The organism is Bradyrhizobium sp., assembly GCF_035935975.1.
Taxonomy (GTDB): domain Bacteria; phylum Pseudomonadota; class Alphaproteobacteria; order Rhizobiales; family Xanthobacteraceae; genus Bradyrhizobium.
Window position 1 is genome coordinate 92,522 of record NZ_DASYWN010000013.1, and the last position, 17,548, is coordinate 110,069.

The 17,548-nt window shown below is 60.2% G+C and carries 21 protein-coding genes; 13 read left to right on the forward strand and 8 right to left on the reverse strand.

Annotation, left to right across the window (positions count from 1 at the left end):
• Positions 1-61: 61 nt before the first annotated feature.
• The gene (locus VGR99_RS06075) at positions 62-748 is read right to left on the reverse strand and encodes a CBS domain-containing protein (RefSeq protein WP_326897426.1); all 687 of its coding nucleotides are present in this window, start codon (positions 746-748) and stop codon (positions 62-64) included.
• A gap of 136 nt (positions 749-884) precedes the next feature.
• On the opposite strand from VGR99_RS06075, the gene VGR99_RS06080 reads away from it, so the two are divergent.
• The 5 genes from VGR99_RS06080 to VGR99_RS06100 all read left to right on the forward strand — a co-directional run bounded on the left by VGR99_RS06080 (position 885) and on the right by VGR99_RS06100 (position 4,906).
• Positions 885-1,331 carry a host attachment family protein gene (locus VGR99_RS06080; protein ID WP_326897427.1) on the forward strand — a complete coding sequence of 149 codons (447 nt, stop codon included), beginning with the start codon at positions 885-887 and terminating at the stop codon, positions 1,329-1,331.
• A gap of 148 nt (positions 1,332-1,479) precedes the next feature.
• Positions 1,480-2,301 carry a universal stress protein gene (locus tag VGR99_RS06085; RefSeq protein WP_326897428.1) on the forward strand — a complete coding sequence of 274 codons (822 nt, stop codon included), beginning with the start codon at positions 1,480-1,482 and terminating at the stop codon, positions 2,299-2,301.
• Between the two features lie 82 nt (positions 2,302-2,383).
• Entirely contained in the window at positions 2,384-2,854 is a 471-nt protein-coding gene (locus tag VGR99_RS06090) for a CBS domain-containing protein (RefSeq protein WP_326897429.1), read from the forward strand.
• A gap of 33 nt (positions 2,855-2,887) precedes the next feature.
• Complete coding sequence (locus VGR99_RS06095; RefSeq protein WP_326897430.1) at positions 2,888-4,000, forward strand: OpgC domain-containing protein; 1,113 nt, start codon at positions 2,888-2,890, stop codon at positions 3,998-4,000.
• A 258-nt stretch (positions 4,001-4,258) separates the two neighbouring features.
• Entirely contained in the window at positions 4,259-4,906 is a 648-nt protein-coding gene (locus tag VGR99_RS06100; protein WP_326897431.1) for a DUF6064 family protein, read from the forward strand.
• Positions 4,907-4,996: 90 nt separating this feature from the next.
• On the opposite strand, the gene VGR99_RS06105 is transcribed toward VGR99_RS06100, so the two are convergent.
• Complete coding sequence (locus tag VGR99_RS06105) at positions 4,997-5,884, reverse strand: MBL fold metallo-hydrolase (protein WP_326897432.1); 888 nt, start codon at positions 5,882-5,884, stop codon at positions 4,997-4,999.
• A gap of 94 nt (positions 5,885-5,978) precedes the next feature.
• Here VGR99_RS06105 and VGR99_RS06110 point away from each other — a divergent pair, with 94 nt between their 5' ends.
• From VGR99_RS06110 to VGR99_RS06125, 4 genes are all read left to right on the forward strand, one after another.
• Complete coding sequence (locus VGR99_RS06110) at positions 5,979-6,308, forward strand: metalloregulator ArsR/SmtB family transcription factor (protein WP_326897433.1); 330 nt, start codon at positions 5,979-5,981, stop codon at positions 6,306-6,308.
• 24 nt (positions 6,309-6,332) lie between these two features.
• Entirely contained in the window at positions 6,333-6,881 is a 549-nt protein-coding gene (locus VGR99_RS06115) for a rhodanese family protein (protein ID WP_326897434.1), read from the forward strand.
• Between the two features lie 29 nt (positions 6,882-6,910).
• Positions 6,911-7,690, forward strand: a complete 780-nt coding sequence (locus VGR99_RS06120) for a sulfite exporter TauE/SafE family protein (RefSeq protein ID WP_326897435.1) — start codon at positions 6,911-6,913, stop codon at positions 7,688-7,690.
• A 595-nt stretch (positions 7,691-8,285) separates the two neighbouring features.
• Positions 8,286-9,068 (forward strand): CBS domain-containing protein, encoded by a 783-nt coding sequence (locus VGR99_RS06125; RefSeq protein WP_326897436.1) that lies wholly within the window; start codon positions 8,286-8,288, stop codon positions 9,066-9,068.
• Positions 9,069-9,161: 93 nt separating this feature from the next.
• On the opposite strand, the gene VGR99_RS06130 is transcribed toward VGR99_RS06125, so the two are convergent.
• Entirely contained in the window at positions 9,162-9,311 is a 150-nt protein-coding gene (locus VGR99_RS06130) for a hypothetical protein (protein ID WP_326897437.1), read from the reverse strand.
• 24 nt (positions 9,312-9,335) lie between these two features.
• Positions 9,336-9,551: a hypothetical protein gene (locus VGR99_RS06135; protein WP_326897438.1), complete on the reverse strand. Its 216-nt coding sequence runs from the start codon at positions 9,549-9,551 to the stop codon at positions 9,336-9,338.
• Between the two features lie 330 nt (positions 9,552-9,881).
• Between VGR99_RS06135 and VGR99_RS06140 the strand changes: the two genes are divergently transcribed.
• On the forward strand, positions 9,882-10,511 hold the full coding sequence (locus VGR99_RS06140; protein WP_326897439.1) for a S1C family serine protease: 630 nt from the start codon (positions 9,882-9,884) through the stop codon (positions 10,509-10,511).
• A 91-nt stretch (positions 10,512-10,602) separates the two neighbouring features.
• On the opposite strand, the gene VGR99_RS06145 is transcribed toward VGR99_RS06140, so the two are convergent.
• The 4 genes from VGR99_RS06145 to groL form a co-directional block, all read right to left on the reverse strand.
• On the reverse strand, positions 10,603-11,325 hold the full coding sequence (locus tag VGR99_RS06145; RefSeq protein ID WP_326897440.1) for a CBS domain-containing protein: 723 nt from the start codon (positions 11,323-11,325) through the stop codon (positions 10,603-10,605).
• A 70-nt stretch (positions 11,326-11,395) separates the two neighbouring features.
• Complete coding sequence (locus tag VGR99_RS06150; RefSeq protein WP_326897441.1) at positions 11,396-11,917, reverse strand: Hsp20/alpha crystallin family protein; 522 nt, start codon at positions 11,915-11,917, stop codon at positions 11,396-11,398.
• Between the two features lie 246 nt (positions 11,918-12,163).
• The gene (locus tag VGR99_RS06155; protein ID WP_326897700.1) at positions 12,164-12,274 is read right to left on the reverse strand and encodes a ChaB family protein; all 111 of its coding nucleotides are present in this window, start codon (positions 12,272-12,274) and stop codon (positions 12,164-12,166) included.
• 204 nt (positions 12,275-12,478) lie between these two features.
• Positions 12,479-14,101: a chaperonin GroEL gene (groL, locus tag VGR99_RS06160; protein WP_326897442.1), complete on the reverse strand. Its 1,623-nt coding sequence runs from the start codon at positions 14,099-14,101 to the stop codon at positions 12,479-12,481.
• 244 nt (positions 14,102-14,345) lie between these two features.
• Between groL and VGR99_RS06165 the strand changes: the two genes are divergently transcribed.
• Genes VGR99_RS06165 through VGR99_RS06175 form a run of 3 tightly spaced genes read left to right on the forward strand, consistent with a single transcriptional unit; the run spans position 14,346 to position 17,540 of the window.
• Positions 14,346-15,620 (forward strand): efflux RND transporter periplasmic adaptor subunit, encoded by a 1,275-nt coding sequence (locus VGR99_RS06165; protein ID WP_326897443.1) that lies wholly within the window; start codon positions 14,346-14,348, stop codon positions 15,618-15,620.
• Complete coding sequence (locus VGR99_RS06170; RefSeq protein ID WP_326897444.1) at positions 15,617-16,843, forward strand: ABC transporter permease; 1,227 nt, start codon at positions 15,617-15,619, stop codon at positions 16,841-16,843. The genes VGR99_RS06165 and VGR99_RS06170 overlap by 4 nt, the downstream gene beginning before the upstream one ends.
• The gene (locus VGR99_RS06175) at positions 16,836-17,540 is read left to right on the forward strand and encodes an ABC transporter ATP-binding protein (protein WP_326897445.1); all 705 of its coding nucleotides are present in this window, start codon (positions 16,836-16,838) and stop codon (positions 17,538-17,540) included. Before VGR99_RS06170 ends, VGR99_RS06175 begins: the two co-directional genes overlap by 8 nt.
• The last annotated feature ends 8 nt before the right edge of the window (positions 17,541-17,548 follow it).

The window sequence follows — 17,548 nt, forward strand, 5'->3', positions numbered from 1 at the left end:
CGCGGTCACCAATGCATTGCGAGTTTCGCAGACTTACGCAAATCCGGAGTTCTGCTTCGCGTCAATACACGAAGGTCGGTGTCTCAAGCAGGTGATCATTCACTGTCACGACGCCAGGAATAGCTTCGGCCGCTACGCGGATGGCTGTCCGTTCGGCCACGGATGGTGCGAAGCCCCAGAGGTCGACGACCCCGTTCCGTACCGTTGCGTTCAGGTTGAACGTATGCGCCCAAGACTGCTTCTTGAGCTCCTCGAGGAGACTCTTCCTGATGGATGCATCGGAAAGCGACACCTCGAGCTTCGGCCTGGCGCTTGCGATCGCCTGAAGCAGGTTGGCCCGGCTGACGATTCCGACAAGCTGGCCGAGCTGGTTGACGATTGGCACACGTTTGATTTGATTGTCCTCGAGCCGCATTGCGATCTCGTGCAGCGGCGTCTCCGGCGCAGCGGTTACGACGTCGCGCGTCATGATGTCGTCGACCTTGACTGCGTGCGATTTGACATAGTCGGTTGCGAGTTGAGCATCGCCGGTCAAAAGACGCAGCCACCAGGAGTAGGGGCGTTCGGTGCCGGCTTCGGCTCGGTGGATCAGATCGCCTTCGGTCACAATCCCGAGGATCTTGTTGTCGGCATCGACGACAGGCACCGCGCTGATGCGTCGAGCAAGCAGGAGTTGCGCGACCTCGCGGACCGTGGCGTTTGCGTCGACGGTTATAACGGGGGAAACCATCACGTCTCGTGCCTGCATGACAACCTCCGTGTCAATCGCTCAGCTTCGATTTGTCGGCATCTTGCCGGATTGGGGGCGGTCGAGATTGATCGGGATCAAGCGACAGGGCCTGCCGAGCGGTCAGAATGATCGACCTTCGAGGGAGGACATTCGCATGACCAAGATACCGCATCGTGCCGTTGTGTTCGTCGGTGATGGGCGAAGGGCGCTATTCTTCCGGAACGAAGGCGACGAGAAGTTCCCGCATTTGAAGGTAGAAGCCGCCTTCGAGGATCAGAACCCGCCGGCCCGCGACCAGGGAAGCGATCGGCCTGGCCGGGTGAGCAAAGCCTCGCATAGCGGGCAGAGAAGCGCCGTGGAGGCAACCGATTGGCATGAGCTCGAGGAGCGCCGCTTTGTGAAGCAGGTGGCGGTTGCCGTGGAACGCATTGTGCGCGGCGAGCCGTTGACGGCGCTGATCATCGTCGCACCGCCGCGCACTCTGGCGGCGCTGCGGTCGGATTTTCATCCTGATGTAAAGCGACGGATCGTGGCGGAGCTCGCCAAGGACCTCACCAGGCACACGGTCGGCGACATCGAAAAGCATTTGCTGGACGAGTAGGGCAGACCGTCTGGAGTAACCTGTCCGAGCTCGCCTCCGACCACAAGCGATCGAGGACAGACGGGAATACCCCGCTTGATGTGCGTCAAGTCTGGAAACGTCCGAATGCAGGATAAGCGGCCATCGCGTCAGGTATTGGAGCACGGACATGTCTCTTGCCAGCGTCATGGTGTACGTCGACCCAAAGCAGCAGGAAGAGGGACAGATTGCTGTCGCTGAAGGCATCGCAGGAGGTTTTGGAGCGTCCCTGGTTGGTGTCTCGGCCGTCGCAGTAGAGGCCCCGTTCGTTGCCGAGGGCGTTATCATCGAGCAGACAACGGCCGAGGATCTCGAGCGAATACGGGCGATGCTTTCGGCCAAGGAAGCATGGTTCAGGCGGATTGTCCGCCTGCCGAGTGAAAAGGTGGAGTGGCGCTCGGCGATCGCACCTCCGACCGAGTTCCTGGTGGAGCAGGCCAGGGCTGCTGACCTTATCGTGGTCAGGGGCAAGAAGCTTAACGTCAATTACACCCGCCGTCTCGATCCCGCCGGCGCCATGCTGCGAATGGGCCGTCCAACGCTTTCGGTGCCGGACGGTGTAACGCAACTAGCCGGCGATCGAATCGTGATTGGCTGGAAGGATACCCGGGAGGCGCGTCTCGCCGTTCGTGAAGCGTTGCCGTTCCTTACGAGGGCGTCGAGGGTCGCAATCGCCGAAATCTGCACATCTGAGGAGCAGGATGCGGCGCATAGCCGGGTGCGGGATGTGGCTGGCTATCTCAAGAAACACGGAGTGAGCTGCGAACATGAAGTTCGTGTGCATACGGCAGAGCCGGATGCTGGCTATCTCATTCGCTTGGCTGCGGACGTGGGCGCCGACCTCATCGTTACAGGAGGTTATGGACATAGCCGGTTGGGCGAATGGATGTTCGGCGGCATGACGAATAGCCTTCTGCAGCAGGCGCGAGCCTGCCTGCTGATGGTCCACTAGGCCGCGATGCTCGCTCTCGACAACGGCGGTTCGACGCTGCAATCGAGAAAGCCCGGCTCGCGATTTTGATGGGAGACAGGCAATGCGAGCGTCAGATATCATGCGGAGGTCGTTTGCAACCGTGAAGCCGGAAGCGCCGCTGCTGGAGGCGCTCCATCTCCTGCTCGAGACCAATCAACGTGGCCTGCCGGTCCTCGATAATGAAGGGTCCTTGGTCGGCATCATTGCCGAAGGCGATTTCCTCCATCGTCACGAGCTGGGCGTTACCTATCCCGAGGGGTGTTGGCTCGAATGGCTACTGGGGAAGCAGGAAGGCGAGCTCGCTCGTGAGCGAACCAGAGGACTGCGGGTCGAAGCAGTCATGAGCCGTCATCCCGTTTGCGTCGACGAGAATGCGACGATCGATGCGGTCGTCAAGGAAATGGATGTCTACCAGATCTCGCAGGTGCCGGTGCTCCGCAAGAGAAAGGTCGTGGGTATCGTTGGCCGAATGCAGATGCTTACAGCGCTGGAGAGCTGTCTTAGGGAGCCTGGGCGAGCCTTACGGGAATAGGATTGGCGGGCGAAAATATTCTGAACAATCGCGATGGGCCCACTCGATAATATACCAGACCGAGACATTCGGCTCGATGCCTGCAGAGGCATTGCACTCTGGTTTGTCTTCATCAACCACATCCCGGGGAATATCTGTAGCTGGCTTACGTTGAGCCATTATGGATTCAGCGACACCACAGAGGTCTTCATGTTTGTCTCGGGGCTGACGTGCACGATGGCATATGGACACGTGTTCAGAAGCGCTGGGACTTGGGCGACGATCTGTCATACGGTTCGACGGAGCTGGGAGATTTATTCGGCATTTCTGCTGTTGACGCTGTTTCTGGTCGTGGCCGTCCATCGGATGGATGCCGACCTCGCAGACGAGGCAAATGTGGCGATCGTCCTGCAGCAACCGGGAGAAGCGCTGTCGCGTGCGGCAATCCTGCAATACCGGCCCGTCAATACGGATGTGCTGCCGACCTTCGTGCTCTTCCATTTGGTGTTTGCACCGTGGCTTTTGCTTTTGCTTAGATGGCCAAATGCCACTTTGGCCGCTTCGGCCCTGTTGTATGGCCTGGTTCAGATATACGGCTGGAATTTTCGGGGATGGCCGACGAACGACTGGTATTTCAACCCGCTCGCCTGGCAGTTTCTCGTCACGCTCGGTGGATGGTGGGTGGTGGTGGGGCGCTGGCGGCTAATGGCATTCGTGACGTCACGTCCGGTGATCGTACTGTCGGCCGCATACCTGATTTGGTCGCTAGCAGTTGCAATGAGTTGGATCAGTCCGGCTCTTGAGCTCGCAGTTCCGCAGTTCCTGAAAGGCTTGATCTACCCGATAAACAAGCCGGATCTTGATCCGCTGCGACTTCTGCATTTCCTTGCGCTTGCGATCTGTATCACCAATCTCGTGCCGGCGCATTGGGCCGCTTTGCGGTCGAGCGCGCTGCTTGGAGCCGTTCGTTGCGGAGAGAATTCGCTTGAGATCTACTGTGTGGGGGTCCTGTTGTCCCTTGCGGCATATATCGTTCTGAGAACCGTATCTGACGGCGCGCTCGCTCAAGTCATAGTCAGCGGCACGGGCATCGCCCTTCTGACCGTCTTTGCCACCTTGCTGACAGGGTTCACCCGCCTTGCCGCGCCTCGAACAAGGCTACTTTGATCAAGTACATCTTCGACATTTCGGACCGTTCACATGCCTTCAGGCGCTCTGCGCAATTTTCGGATGATCACGCCCGTGAGTCGTGGGGCGCCGGCGATGCGGCCGCCTCAGTGAGATCGATGCGCTCGTAATGTCTCCAGGCACGCGGCAGGTTGAGTTGGGGGCTGGCGGGCTCCTCAACAGGTCCTCCGACTTGATCCGTGTCAAATGACAGGCATCGGAAGCAGCTACCATTAGATCGCAGGCGGAGCAGCGATTATGTTGCCGTTTTCTGTCGAGCAATTTTTCGGGGTCTTCGCAAGCTACAACAGAGCGATCTGGCCGGCACAGATCGTTGCCTTGATCATAGGGGCTCTGGCGTTCGCACTGGTATTCCGCAGGTTCAAGCGATCCGATGAGATCATCGCCGGTGTTCTTGCCGCGATGTGGGCGTGGACGGGGCTCATCTATCATTTGATATTTTTCGCGCCCATCAACAAAATGGCCTATGCATTCGGTGCGCTGTTCGCAGTTCAGGCCATGGCGTTTGGATACGTTGGTGTCATACAGGGTCGAATGACTTTCGGCCGGAGCAACGGTCCGGCGGCGTGGATTGGCATTGCATTCGTTCTCTATGCGGCTGCCATCTACTGGCTTCTTGGAGTGGCGACCGGTCATGACCTTGCGGAACTGCCTGCGTTCGGTGTAACGCCATGCCCCCTCACGATCTTCACGTTCGGGATGCTGCTGCTCACAATCCGGCCGATTCCCCGCCTGCTGCTGATCATTCCTGTCCTCTGGTCGCTCATCGGCGGCAGCGCGGCAATCCTGCTGCACGTGCCGCAGGACTGGGCGCTGCTCGTGAGTGGAATCGTATCAGCCGCTTTGCTCGCTGGCCGCGACCAGAGGTTGGCGCCAGCCTCCTGACGATGAGCGGTAGCATTCTGTAATCTTGCTTCACTTTCGTCAGCTCTGGGTCCAGAAGACGACATCACAGACGATAGCGGCTGGCCTGCCTCAAACGCAGGTCTCCGCTCCTCCTTTCAGCGTCACGGGAATGGTGAGATAGCGTACTCCGTTGGCTTCGGCAGGTGGAAATTTGCCGGCGCGGATGTTGACCTGGATAGACGGCAGCAGCAGCCTGGGCGCCGAGAGCGTGGCATCGCGCGCCTGGCGCATGGCCACGAACTCAGCCTCCGTGACGCCCTCCTTGACCTGGATATTCTTCTTGCGCTGTTCGCGCACCGTGGTCTCCCAGGCGTATGTGTCGCGGCCCGGCGCCTTGTAGTCGTGACACATAAATAGCCGTGTCTCGGGCGGCAGCGCCAGGAGGCGCTTGATCGACCGGTAGAGCTTGTGCGCGTCGCCGCCGGGGAAGTCGGCCCGCGCAGTGCCGTAGTCCGGCATGAACAGGGTGTCGCCGACGAACAGGGCATCCTCGATCTTGTAAGAGACGTCGGCGGGCGTGTGCCCGGGTGTGAAGATCACCTCCACGTCGAGTTCGCCGACCTTGAAGCGCTCGTCGTCCCGGAAGAGGCGGTCGAAGTCGCTGCCGTCCGTCTTCAGGTCGGTGGCATTGAATATCGGCCGGAAGATGCGCTGCACGTCCTTGATGTGCTCGCCGATGCCGATTTGGGCACCTGTCTTCGCCTTGATGAAGGGGGCGCCTGAGAGATGGTCGGCATGGGCATGCGTCTCGAGCACCCATTCGATCGTGTAGCCCGCCTCTTCGGCGGTCTTCAGCATGGACGCAACCGATCGCGTGTCCACCTCGCCCGAGTTGTGGTCGTAGTCAAATACGGGGTCGATGATAGCGGCCTTCTTGGTCGCGGGATCGGCGACCAGATAGCTCACCGTGTTGGTCGGCTCGTCGAAGAACGCTCGGATGATGGGTTGTCCTGACATGGCTTGAACCTCCTGATGTCACCGGTTCGTTTGAACTTGACATGTATATTAGAACTTACTAAATAAGCAATATCTAATATATGGAGTTGGGCCAATGGCCTCCCGGGCCTTCGATCTGGAGACATTCGAAAAGCAGGCCGTTGAGGTCGCCGGAATCCTGCGCGCGCTCGCCAACGAGCGTCGGCTGATGATCCTGTGCAACCTCGTCGAATGCGGCGAGAGCAACGTGAATGCCCTCGCGGAAGCCGTGGGGCTGTCGCAATCGGCGCTGTCGCAGCACCTCGCGAGGATGCGCGAGGAGGGCCTCGTCACCTTTCGGCGCGAAAGCCAGACGCTCTGGTACCGGATCGCCGATCCGCGCATCGAGCAACTCTTTGCGACGCTGCACGAACTCTATTGCAAGCCCGTCAAGGCGAAGAGCTGATTTAGGAAAGTAGAGGAGCTAATCATGTCACTACCCACAATCAAGCCAGCTGAGGCACGCCGCCTGCTCGACAGTGGCGCCCTCCTGATCGACATCCGCGAAGCTGACGAGCACGCCCGCGAGAAAATTCCTGGCGCGCAGCACCTTCCCCTCTCGAAGCTCGACGAGGCCGACTTCGCCTTGCATCGGGGCAAGCCGGTCATCTTTCATTGCAAAAGCGGCGCCCGCACTCAGGCCAACGCGCCACGGCTCGCGGCGAAGCTGAGCGAACCCTGCGAGGCCTTTATCGTCGAAGGCGGGCTCGACGCCTGGCGCAAGGCCGGCCTGCCGGTCGTGAACGACCGGCGTCAACCGCTGGAGCTTCAGCGCCAGGTGCAGATCGGGGCTGGCAGTCTTGCGGTCGTGGGCACGCTGCTCGGGCTCTTCGTATCGCCGTGGTTCTTCGCCGTACCGGCCTTCGTCGGTGCGGGGCTGGTCACGGCTGGTGTCACGGGCTTTTGCGGCATGGCCCGCATTCTCACGCGCGCGCCTTGGAACCGCAGCGTCTACGGCCCGCCCAGACGGGCCGCGTGACAGTGCTTTAAAGCGAGGAGTTGCCCACAATGCTGTCGCTGACCCAAAGTGCGCTCGGCCTCGCCTCTGGCTCGGTGGTCGGCTTTTCGCTGGGGCTGGTCGGAGGAGGCGGTTCGATCTTGGCCGTGCCGCTTCTCGTCTATCTCGTCGGGGTGTCGGATCCGCATGTGGCGATCGGCACCAGTGCGATCGCAGTTGCGGCAAACGCTGCAGTGAACCTCGTCAACCACGCCCGGGCTGGTAACGTGAAGTGGCGTTGCGCTTCCGTGTTCGCGCTCGCAGGCATGGCCGGCGCCTTTCTCGGCTCTACCCTTGGCAAGGTCATCGAAGGACAGAAGTTGCTGGCGTTGTTCGCTATCGTCATGATGGCGGTGGGTGCGCTGATGCTGAAGGGCCGCGCCGGCGCAGGCGAGCCATCGGTCCGGCTTAGCCGAGAGAACCTGCCGAAACTCTTCGCCCTGGGAGGTCTCACGGGAGCCTTGTCCGGCTTCTTCGGGATCGGCGGCGGCTTTCTAGTCGTTCCGGCGCTGATTGCGGCCACTGGCATGCCTATCCTCTATGCGGTCGGTTCCTCCCTCGTGGCGGTGACAGCCTTCGGGCTGACGACGGCGGCCAACTACGCCCTGTCCGGTTTGGTGGATTGGTATCTCGCTGCGTTGTTTATCTCCGGCGGAGTTCTTGGCGGGATGCTCGGCGCCGGCTCGGCAAGCTCGCTCGCCGCGCGCAAAGGTGCATTGAACACCGTATTCGCTGCCCTCATATTCGCGGTGGCGATCTATATGCTGGTCCGCAATCTCGGCTTCACGTGATTGAGACCTCCGAAAAAACAAGCGATCGACGCCCTAGTTTTCCGGTGTTCGACTGGCAAACCCGCGGGTGGCCGCTTGACTGGCATGCGAGCTGACCGAGCGTTTATGAATCCTGGTGCGGATGGACGGAGTGCTGGCGCTTCCTTTGTCGCATCGACGACGACATGGCATGTTCCGCAAGATGAGTGAGCGAGAGATCGCCCCTCCGCTACTTGGTCGACGAACAATTGATTGGGGACTGGTAGTTGCTTGGCGGGATTTGCTTGCGCAGGGTCGGTCAGAAATCTGCCGGTAGCTTCAAGATTGGCGTCGATTTGTTGGATCTCATAGGTAGCCAAGCCCCAGTTGCTGAGCTTGCCCGCAAACCAAAGCTTTGCGTGCTGAAGCTGAAGTTTGGTCATGAGATCAGACAGTGTTGCGGACACGTCAGCCGGTGCCCCGGCACTGGAAGCCGACAGCGTCACTAGAATCGCGACCAACAGTAGGGTTTGCAGGTGCATAGTCGAGTTTTTCCGATGTCAATCGCCAAGTTGGCACCTCCACTCGTCCCGGCGTTGATTTCGATCAAGACGCTATCGGGCCCGGGACATATCTCTTGGACCTTTCCGGAGTGAACGATTTGCGCGCGCATCACATCATGTCCCGGCGGGTCCTGACCATACGACCCGAGGCTTCGGTCGCCGACGCCGTCAAATTGATGCTTGAGCATCACATCAGCGGCCTGCCGGTCGTGGATTCGGCGGGAAGCTTGGTAGGCATGCTGTGCGAGAGCGATTTTCTCAGGCGGAGCGAGATCGGAACCGAGCATGAGCGCAATCGGTTGCTTTCGATGCTGCTTGGAGCAGAGCGAGTCGCCGGGGAGTTCGTGAAGGAGCGCGGACGCAAGGTGGAACAGGTAATGAGCCGTCGGCTTGTGACGGCCAACGAGCAGGCGGCGCTCGACGAGGTGGCAGACATGATGGAGTGCCGGCACCTGAATCACATTCCGGTCATGCGCGATGATCGCATCGTCGGCATCATCACACGATCCGACTTCTTGTCGGCTGTCGCTGGATCGCTGGCGGGTGCTTCAGGCTATTCCGGAGGTGACAATCAACTCCGCCGCGCGGTTCTCGCCGCCCTCGCCAAGATTGCGTGGCAGCCGATCGGATTGAATGTCAGAGCGAAGGACGGCGTGGTCTCGCTACGTGGCGTCATCAGGGGTGAGAATGCGCACCGAGCTGTCATCGTAACTTGCGAGAACGTTCCTGGTGTTCGTCGGGTAGATGACCGCCTCTGTCTTCAATCTACGTGTCCGGACCCGGAGGATGATTATGGTGGCGGCGATTTTGTTTCACCTCAGATGGAGCCGTCCACGCTCGATGACGAGCCGCTGTAGCATCGTCAGTTAAGCCCGCGGTATCATGGCGCGGCGGCATCGAAGGACGCACGCGTGCATCGCACCATTGGACCGACCGAGCGTCCCGCCCCCTCAGTGCTCGCTCGAACTCGCGGCGCGCTTTCCGGCGTCGCGGCGAGCGGATCGCGCGGCGAGCCTCTCGGTGGATGACGACAGGAGCGCAATTTCAAGCACGCCGTAGAGGGCAAATAGCAGCAATACCTTGATCAACTCGTTGGTCATTTTGACGTCCTCCGCCAATCCGATTTAGATCGGACGCTTCTCGGCTTGGGTCATTTGGGTGAGGCTATTGCCCGGACGGGGTTTGTAGATCGTCTGAGTTGCCATTGCTTGCCCATTCGTGTCCGAATGAGCGATCTTGGCGCCCAGCGTTGTCGCCATGATGGCGATGCTTGCGAGCAGGACAGCGACGACAACCTTCAAATGGGTCGCCCGATCCGCCGTGTAAATCGAGTGGTTCATTGCTGGCTCCATTGGCAACGAGCCGAACGCTTTATTTGCGGATTGTTCCTACCGCATCGGGCGAGCGATCAAAATTCAGGGAGGTCACCTAGGGAATTATCCGGAGGTCCCGATTCGCTGGGATGCGCGGGAATTTGCGAATCCTCAAATCGAATCCAGCGCGGTTGATTAGGCTGTTCCGGCAACGTCACTCGGATCGCCTGAGGGGGCGCCATGCGAAGCGGTATATTTCGCCGATGTTTAGAATGGATCGCCGTCTCTCTATGCGGTCTGCTGCTGGTTGCCGACTCCAGCCCCTGTTTGGCCAACGATTATCAAGATCTGGGAGAGATGGATCCGACGAGAGGCCTGGCGGTTCTCGCGAAGCGTATCTCGCCGGCCGTGGTCGGAATACGAGGCTGGGGCGTGCCGTCCGAGCCGCGAGTATTCGATCCCGAAGCAGGTTTTCCGGATCCCCCAACGCTTCGCGAGTGGCAGGGGTCAGGCGTCGTCGTGGATGCATTGGCAGGCCTGATCGTCACTGCAAATCACTTGGTGGCAAACGCGACGACCGTAAGGGCATTTCTCCAGGATGGCCGAGTTCTTGACGCCGTCGTGCTTGTAAGATCGGAGCGAGATGACGTTGCGCTGCTTCGGATCGAGCCCGGAAACCTTCGAGCGTTGATTTTGGAGTATCCAGGCGTGCCCGATGTGGGGGAGCCGGTAATCGCGATCGGAAATCCACAGGACTGGGGGCAGAGCGTGACATTCGGCATCGTGTCGGCCCTGCATCGCTCCTGCCCAGGTATTGCGAACAGCGATCTAATTCAATCAGATGTCCGGATCGGTCAGGGGAGTTCGGGCGGAGCATTGGTGAATCTAAAGGGCAAGGTCATCGGCATAGTCGTTGCGCGAAGAAGCGGCTTCGCCTTCGCCGTGCCAGTAGACGCGGTCAGGAGGCTTTTTGTGGCTGCCCGTTAGACTTTCTCCCGCTGGAGAGCGCTCGCCATGATGTTCTGCGTCAACAGCGAGGCTGCGAGCGCCCAAAAGGCTGCTCCCGATTCCTTCGGGTTCAGCCCGCGGCCTTCAAGTCCTCTGGGGATTCGACATAATAGCCGGAGTATGAATCAACCAAGCAAAGGTGGTCGTGGACGTCCTTGACGCCATCGGTATTCTCGGCGGCGATGATCGTCGCCCGCCGGGCCTCGTCGGTCGTAATGAGGCCGTACAGGTGAACGACGCCTTTGCGGACATCCACCCTGAAACCAATCGGACGCCAGTCGGTACCGTTGACCGCACGCGTGATACGCTCGCGAATGTGCTCGTCATCGGCGGTCGGATCCGGAATTTCGTGCGCGAGGCTTGCCATCGCCTGCAGCAGATTGCTTCGCGAAACGATCCCGATCGCCGCCTTGCCCCGCATCACCGGAACGCGTTTGATGTCGTGCTTCTCCATCAAGTCGACCAATTCGGCCAGTGAGGTTTCTTCCCGAGCGGTCACGACCTGCCGCGTCATGACGTCTTCCACCTTTCGGCCGCTCTCGTGAACGAACTCGGCTGCGGCCCTTCCAGGTCCCATGAAGAATTTCAACCAGGCTGCGTGCTTGCGTCCGGTGCCGATCTCGCTGCGGCGGAGGAAGTCACTTTCCGAGACGACGCCAACGAGATTGCCGGCATCGTCGATGACAGGAAGGCCGCTGATGTGCATCTGGAGCATGATCTTGGCGGCTTCTTCGATCGTCGTATGAGGCGTCACGGAGACGACGTCTCTGGTCATCACGTGAAGTGCGTGCATGATGTGGCCTCAATATCACGGGGGTGCGATGTTGAGTGAGGCTGCGATGCAGCCTCACTCCGGCAGGCTATCAGGCCGCCTTCACGTTGATCGTCTTGGCCGGCTTCTGGGCTTCCTCGGTTTTCGGAAGAACGACCTTCAGTACGCCATTCTTGAAGGTTGCCTCGATCTTGTCGGCGTTGACGCTTTCCGGCAGCGTGAAATAGCGCTCGAAGGTGCCATAGCGGCGCTCGGAGACGTAGTAGTCCTTCTTCTTTTCCTCGGTCTCCTCGCGCTTTTCGCCTTTGATCGTGAGACCGCCGTTGGCCACCTTGATATCGATGTTCTTCTCGTCGAGCCCCGGCAGCTCGGCCGTGATCTCATACGCCTTGTCGCTCTCGGCGACGTCGACGGCAGGAGCGGAGATCGACTTGGAGAAGTCACGCTCGAGCCGCGCTAGCGAGCGGAACGGTCGGTTCCAGAAGCCGTTACCGAAATCGTCGAAGATCTGGTCGATCTCGTTTCTCAATGCCTGAAGAGGCCGCCATGTCTCGCCGGCGACAGCGGGCGGAGTAGACGATTTCGTGACGGGCAGTTTTGTTTCGGTTGCCATGATCATTTCTCCTTGGAGGCTTGACCATCTCGGTCGTCGAGGAGAGTAGCCACGGTCGTCCGTCGGAAAATTGATTTTGCTCAAGCCTTGAGTTTGACACGTTGAAATTCGTCGCTTCGGCAGACCGCGATAATCGAAGGCGCGCTGCTGGATTTGCAGACTGAGTATGCTGTGAACTTATCGTCTCCAACGGTCTGTGCGATGATGAGGCAGGAAGGCAGACGTTTTCCAATCTTCAGGCAGCTGTCAGTCTCGGTCCAATGCCATCGACTTCGGCACCCAGTGGTCATTGAGTTTAACGTATGAGCGCTTGACGGCCGACCAAGCCGTTCGGTGTGCGATCTCTTCCTGACGAATGTCTGCGGCATGCGAAGCAAAGGAATGGTTGAACGCTTCCCTTAGATATCCAGGGCGTGAGACGGCAAGTGACGTCGCAGTCTTGCAGGGAGATCATCGTTTGATCGATAAGGCACCGCCCACGCCTCCTGTCAAAGCACCATCGTCGCATGAATCGGTCGACGACGGCCGGATGTCGGAACCGCCAGCGCGAAAACGCGACCGCTACATGGCCAATTCCGTCTCGGGCAGCCTCTCACGTTTCGGCTCCGGGATTTCCGTCATCGTCGCTTCGGTCAATAGGAGCACGCTTGCGACGGAAACCGCATTTTCGAGAGCTGTCCGTACGACCTTTACTGGATCGACGATGCCGGCCTCGGCGAGATCGACATAGATTTTGCGGGCCGCGTCGAAGCCGAAGCTGCCTTGACTTTCGAGCATCCGCGAAACCACGACGCCACCGTCGGCAGCGGAATTCTCGGCAATCTGGCGCGCGGGCGCCTCGAGTGCGCGTCTCAGGATCTGTACGCCAGTCCGTTCGTCGCCCTCACAGGCTGCTTCCTCCTTGGCCACAGCCGCGACCGCACGAAGCAGTGCCAGCCCGCCGCCGGGCACGATACCCTCTGCGACTGCCGCTTTCGTCGAACTGATAGCGTCATCCAGGGCTTCTTTCTTCGCTTTCATTTCAGCCTCGGTCGGCGCTCCCACCCGGATCACCGCGACGCCACCCGACAGCTTGGCGAGGCGCTCCTCGAGCTTTTCGCGATCGTAATCGCTGCTCGTTTTGTCGATTTCGACGCGGATCTGCGCCAGTCGCGCATCAATGCGGGTGCGATCGCCACCGCTGCCGATCAACGTTGTATTCTCCTTGTCGGCGACCACGCGTGCGGCACGGCCGAGTTGCTGGAGGGTCGCGCTTTCCAATTTGAGGCCGAGTTCTTCCGAGATCACCTGGGCGCCCGTCAGGATCGCGATATCCTCGAGCATGGCCTTGCGCCGGTCGCCGAACCCGGGGGCCTTGACGGCGCAAGCCTTGAGCACGCCCCGCAATTGATTGACGATGAGCGTGGCCAGCGCTTCGCCCTCGATGTCTTCCGCGATGATCAGAAGCGGCCGGCCGCTTTTGGCGACCTGCTCGAGAACAGGGACCAGATCACGCAGCGCGCCGATCTTGTGATCGCAGAGCAGGACGTAAGGGTCCTGCAATACCGATTCCATCCGATCGGCATCGGTAACGAAATAGGGTGAAAGAAAGCCGCGGTCGAATTTCATCCCCTCAACAACGTCGAGAAGGGTTTCGGTCGTCTTGGATTCCTCGACCGATATCACGCCATCGCCGCCGACCTTTTCGATCGCATCCGCTACGAGCTCGCCGATCGACGCATCGTTGTGGGCCGAAATCGTGGCAACTTGCGCCTTCTCCGCCCTGGAGTTCACAGGCTTGGCCATGGCGCGCAATGCGGCGATGGCGGCCTGCGTCCCGCGATCAAGGCCACGTTTGAGGTCGATGGCGCTCGCGCCCGCAACTACGTTTCGGACGCCATCCGAAAGGATCGCGTGGGCGAGAATGGTTGACGTACTGGTGCCGTCGCCGACGACGTCGCCAGTCTTCTCGGCGGCCTGCCGAAGGACCTGGGCGCCGAGGTTTTCCTCTGCGTCCTTGAGATCGAATTCCTTGGCAATTGTCACGCCATCATTGCAAACGATCGGCGCTCCCCAGGCCTTTTGAATCAGAACGGATTTTGACTTCGGACCGAGCGTGACGCGAATGGCGTCTGCCAGCAGCGATGCGCCGCGCAGGACTTTCTCGCGGGCCGCGGAGTGAAACAAGACCTGCTTGTGCGCCATTTGAATGCCTCAAACGTTTTGTCGTCGCCAATCCGGATAGTCACTTTCGTACGGTTGCGCGCGGCTCAGCTTGATCCTGGTCAATTCATGGCTGAGGTCATCGAGGCGCACATTGCCGAGCTGCCCTCAATAGGGACGCTTGTGTTGACCTAGCGCAATCTGAGCGGCGCGCGGCGGCGCTATTTGTCGGCGAGAGTTCAACGGAGCCCCGCTTACCAGATCGGCTGACGGGCACGGCATCGCCATGGTCGAACAGGCATTTCCACTCCCAAGGCGGGAGCATAAGGGCAGCATCCCTGCCGCAACGGTATGGTCCGGGCTCGTTGCCCACAGATGGTTTGTCCTTGCGACCGCATTATGCCTGGGGGCCGTCGCCTGGCAGGGCATCCGAATTTTGCTGGGCCCCGCGGTCGTGGTGGATCAGGTCGAGCGTGGGCGGTTGATCGAGACCGTGGTTGCGAGCGGGCATGTCGAGACCCCATACAGGGTCGAGATTGGAAGCCAGATAACAGGAACAGTGGAAGACGTTCTGGTCCAGCAGGGTGAAAGAGTTGTAAGAGGCCAACCGCTGATCTTGCTGGAAGCACGTGAGCTGAAAGCATCTGTCGTGCAGGCACAGGGCGCGGTAGCCCAGGCCGAAGCTCGGATCAAGCAGCTTGAGGAGCTCACGCTTCCGTCCGCGAGGGAGGCACAGGCACAAGCTCAAGCGACACTTCTCAACGCCCAGCAGACTTATGATCGAACAGCGCAGTTGGAGCGCAACGGCTATGCGACGCGCGTCGCGCTCGATGAAGCGCAGAAGACGCTCGACGTGGCTCGGGCCGTCAAGCGCGCCGCCGAGTTTCAAGTCTATACCGCGAGCCCCGGCGGCAGCGACTATGTCATGGCCCAGACGCAGCTCAATCAGGCGCGCGCGAATCTCGACACCGCAGAATCCCGCCTCGGTTATGCTACGATTGTCGCGCCGCGCGACGGTGTGCTCATCACCCGAAGCGTCGAGCGGGGCACTGTAGTCCAGGCAGGAAAGGCGCTGCTGGTACTCGCGCCTGCAGGCGAGCTGCAGCTGGTTCTTCAGATCGACGAACGAAACCTCGGCAGGCTCGCACTCGGGCAGACCGCGCTGGCCTCTGCTGATGCATATCCGGACCGGCGCTTTTCCGCGACTGTCACTTATATCAATCCGGGCATAGACATATCGCGGGCAACCGTCGAAGTGAAACTCACGGTGCAGGAGCCGCCGGATTTCTTGCGCCAGGACATGACCGTTTCTGTCGATATCGAGGTCGCCGCGAAGGAGAATGCAGACGTGCTTCCCATGCGTTCTGTACATGACATCCTCTCCGGGCAGCCGTGGGTGCTTGCGGTCAGGAATGGACGAGCGATCCAGCATCCTGTGACGCTCGGACTTCACGGGACCAGCCAGATGGAAATACTGGAGGGGCTGGATGCGGGCGATATCGTCGTCCCGCAGAGCTCAGGTGTCCGCGCTGGGCAGCGCGTACGGCCAGTCCTGCCATGAACCACTGGCTTCCTTTCGAATGGATCGCCGCCGTGCGGTTCCTGCGTGAGGGGCGGCTACAGACCGTCTTCATCATCGGAGGCATCTCGATTGGCGTTGGGGTCATTGTCTTCATGTCGGCGATGTTGGCCGGTCAGGAGGCAAATTTCATCAGACGTGTACTCGCCTCCCAGCCTCAGATCCAGCTTGTTACACCGGACCAGATTGCGCGTCCTCTGCGCAACGCGGCCGGTGAGATCGAGGATGCAGTCGTGCAGCGACCAAGCCAAAGGGTCATCTCAATTGATCAGTGGCCGAAGATCATGAGCCAGATGCGCGCAATGCCCGAGGTCACCGCGGTCTCGCCGACCATCACCGGATCGGTCCTGGCGGTCCGCGGCGACGCCAGCCGGGCCGTGACGCTGACGGGTGTCGAGCCGGAATCGTATTTCAACATTGTCAAGGTGCCCGAGTACATCGTCGTGGGAGCGGCGCGTCTAACCAGTGAGGATATCGTTATCGGTACCGAACTCGCCAAGAACCTCGGCGCGACTGTCGGCGACAAGTTGAACCTGCAAGCCGCGGCAGGCGGCAATCGTGTATTGACGATCTCCGGACTGGTCGATTTCGGTAACAAGAGCATCAATCAGCGCGTGAGCTTCGTCGCACTGCGGACTGGCCAGTCTCTTCTTGGCATGATCGGCGGCATCACGACCATCGACATGACGGTCAAGGACATTTACGCGGCCGAAATCGTCGCCCGGCGCATTCAGGCCGCAACGACTGTCGAAGCCGACAGCTGGATCGCCACGAATGCGCAATTCTTCACCGCGGTCCAGGCGCAAATCTATACGAATACCCTGATCCGCATCTTTGTCGGCTTGTCAGTGGCCTTCGGCATCGCCGCGGTTCTGATCGTTTCTGTAATCCAGCGATCGAGGGAAATAGGAATTTTGCGTGCAATGGGCACGTCGCGTGGCCAGATCCTGCGCGTGTTCCTGCTCCAGGGAGGACTGCTCGGCTTTGTCGGCTCTCTGTTCGGCGCGGCCTTGGGCGCCGTCGCACTGGTGTACTGGCACGCCGTGGCCCGGCAGGCGGACGGCACCGAACTGCTTCCGCTTGTCCTGGAAGAGAGCCTGTTCATCTACACAGCGCTGCTTGCCACGGTGACCGGGCTGCTGGCCGCGATGGCACCGGCCGTGCGGGCTGCAAAGCTCGATCCAGTGGTGGCGATCCGTGGCTGACGAGATCCTCAAGCTCGAGCGAGTTTGCAAGGGCTACAATCTCGGCCTGCCCACCGAGGTTGAAGTTCTGCACGATATCGACCTCGAGCTCGACCGTGGCGAGTTTCTGGCATTGATCGGCCCGTCCGGCTCGGGCAAGAGCACGCTGCTCAATGTGGTCGGTCTGTTGGATCGGCCCACGAGCGGTCGCCTGCTGATCAAGAAACGCGACACGGCGTTGCTCAGTGACGATGAGCTCACGCATCTGCGGGGGCACACCATAGGCTTCGTCTTTCAGTACCATCTGTTGATTTCGGCCTTCACCGCCCGCGAGAACGTCATGATGCCGATGCTGGCGGATCGCGGCTTTTCGAGCGCGGAGATCGAAGATCGGGCCGATGATCTCCTGCGCCAGGTCGGTCTGGAGAAGTTCGGGAGCAACCTTGCCAACAACTTGTCGGGAGGACAGCAGCAGCGCGTGGCAGTTGCCAGGGCGCTGGCCATGAGCCCGGATCTGGTGCTGGCCGACGAACCGACGGGTAATCTGGACACGAAATCGGCGGATGCCGTCTTTGAGTTGATGCGGCGGGTCAACCGCGAGAGCGGCACGAGTTTTCTGTTGGTCACCCACAATCTGGATCTGGCACGTCGGTGCGATCGGATCATTCAGGTGGTTGATGGGCGCATTGCGGGCCACCAGGTCGAGAGCCTGGGCTGATGAACCGC